We start from the raw sequence: 2545 nt of genomic DNA on the forward strand, positions 1-2545 counted from the left end.
TCTGCAAATTTTTGGCGTTAAGAAAACGCGGTGATCCGGCTTTGCGATAAGACTCAAACGGTCTCGGAATACAAGCGATAAGCGAATGTTGCATGCCAGGACGAGCTATGGCATGGGATGCCTCCGGTTTCAATTTATTAAAGCCCCTTACGAGGCCTTAATAGTAAAGTGTGTTTGGCGGGCAGTTGTTGTACGCGTTTATTTCACAATTGTTACGCTGGCTTACTCCAATTGTGGATTCAGCTTATCCCCTTCCCTGATCACTGCTTCATTAACAGCTTTTATACGGTCGTTTTCCATTTTTTCGACTGCCCGATCGTAGGTCAGCAGGCCGTTCACCTCGTGCTCTACATCGGTTGTTTGCGTATAGATCGCCACGCTCAATCCTTTGTATTTCATCAGCTGTTCGACCTGATCTAACAGAAACACATAACGGTCAGTCAGTGCAGTGCGGGTAGGTTCATAATCGTAGGCATTATTCTCCACCGGCCACATATGATCCCTGGTAAATAAGCCCACACCACCGAATTCCCCCAAAGATGCCGCGCGGCGCTCATCCGGAACTGAAGCTTTATAAGGCCCAACATATATATGCGTATCTACGAAATCGCCGTTCCCCGGGTCGCCATAAGGTTTCTGATAAGAGGGGTTATTATTAAATCCGGAGTTACCGTTTACCAGCCGCGAAGTATCGTACTTCTTCACCCAGTCGGTTATATTCTTAACATCAAATGCGCCCCAGTTTTCGTTAAAAGGCACCCAGGCAATGATGGACGGTGAATTGTAGTGATCATCAATTATGGCTTTCAGTTCCTGCCGGAACACTTTGCGAGTTCGTAAGGTGTCCTCATCCTGGTACCAGATGGCTGGCATGTCCTGCCAGACAAGCAAACCCAGTTTGTCCGCCCAATAATAAAAGCGCTGCGGTTCTGTTTTCATATGCTTGCGGATCAGGTTGTAACCTGCGTCTTTGGTGAATTGGATATCATACTTCAATGCTTCGTCAGTCGGAGCGGTCAGTACCCCGTCCGGCCAGTAACCCTGGTCGAGGAGGCCGAGCTGCACTACGAATTTGCCATTCAGCAAAGGTCTTACGGTACCGTTGACTTTCCCGAGCTTTATATCACGCATCCCGAAGTAACTCTTCACTTCATCAGTAACAGTTCCATTATTCCCGGATAAGCTAAGTTTTAAATCATACAGGAAGGGCTTGTCGGGCGACCAAAGCACCGGGTTTTCTATTGGAAGGTAAAAGACAGTGCCGGCTGCAGCTTTGGCCTGGGCGACCACTTTTTTGCCATTTAATGCTATAGCTGTTATATTACCCCCGCCCTCGCTGTTCACTTCTACTTTTAAGCGACTGTTAGCCGGATCAGGAAGCAGACGAATGCTTTTAATGTAGTTTTTATTTACTGGTTCGAGCCATACTGTTTGCCAGATACCTGAGGAAAAGGTGTAATCGCCACGAGGGCCGTTCTTTCCCGATGGCGCCTTGCCGTCATTCGGATCGTAGGCTGCGACCACAAGGGTATTCTCACCTTTTTTCAGGAAACTGCTGATATCAAAGCTGAAAGAATCATAGCCTCCGGAATGTGTCCCGGCCTTTTGTCCGTTCACAAATAAGGTTGCGTTATGGTCCACGGCGCCGAAATGTATAAGTACTTGTTTATTTCCCCAGTCGGACGGTACTTCGACTGTACGGCGATACCATAAATTAATTTCCTGCGCCCGCTGGATTCCCGAAAGCACCGATTCAGGGCAATAAGGAACACGTATCTTTTCTATCTTTCCGTCAAATGCGATTGGCTTTATCGGATTTAAAGCGTTTGCGACGTCCTTTCCGCCTATGTAGTCCCATTGCCCGTTAAGACACATCCATTGGTTGCGCTGTAATTGGGGACGGGGATATTCGGAAAACGGTATTTTGGTGTCCAGCGCTTCTCTGGTCCATCTGGTTGGCAGCTTTGCGACCTGTGCCAGCAATGCCTGACAGCCGACGAAGTAAAATAATGAGTACAGAAGTGATTTTCGAAAAATGTTCATAGCAGGTGTATGGCGGTTAGTTGAAGGGAACAAAATAGTTAAAACAGAGGGAAAACTGAAGCTGCTTTAGTTTCTTTCCGTACTCATATTTTATATCACTTATGTCATTAGGGTATGTACACGGCCCTGTCACGCTGTGTTTTTATTTCTGACTAACCTGAAATCCGCGGCTTCAAATATCGAAGGCCGGGGCGTGCTTCGGAGCTGCCTGTGGAAGCTTGAACGTTGGCTTTCTGCCGCCGATCTAAGTTACTACAGATCACGAATTGCTGTCCCAGCAACCAATCATGTCCTTACTGCCATTGATAGTACAATGTCGGCCTGCAAATTTTTGGCGTGTAGAACGTTGTGATAGGTATTTGGCGTTTTGCAGGTTAGCGTGAAATCCGGCGAGCGGTGGGCTGAAAAGAAATGCGGGCCACGCGTAGGATGGTGCGGCTGAAGCTTATTTCTTTTCTTGACTTTTTGCCAACTTTTTCGTCAAGGAAAAAGTGGGGTGCCC

General features: G+C 47.5%; 1 protein-coding gene. It reads right to left on the minus strand.

The genetic code is table 11. From position 1 onward, the window contains the following. Positions 1 to 222: 222 nt before the first annotated feature. Positions 223 to 2043, minus strand: coding sequence for a glycoside hydrolase family 2 protein (locus tag GS399_RS20465; RefSeq protein WP_160846523.1), 1821 nt, complete (start codon positions 2041 to 2043; stop codon positions 223 to 225). Positions 2044 to 2545: the final 502 nt, after the last annotated feature.

The organism is Hufsiella arboris (assembly GCF_009834875.1).
Classification (GTDB): Bacteria; Bacteroidota; Bacteroidia; order Sphingobacteriales; family Sphingobacteriaceae; genus Hufsiella_A; species Hufsiella_A arboris.

Bases quoted from the DNA above. Each gene is read 5' to 3' on its own strand.
- GS399_RS20465 (WP_160846523.1), bottom strand. From the start codon at position 2,043: ATGAACATTTTTCGAAAATCACTTCTGTACTCATTATTTTACTTCGTC.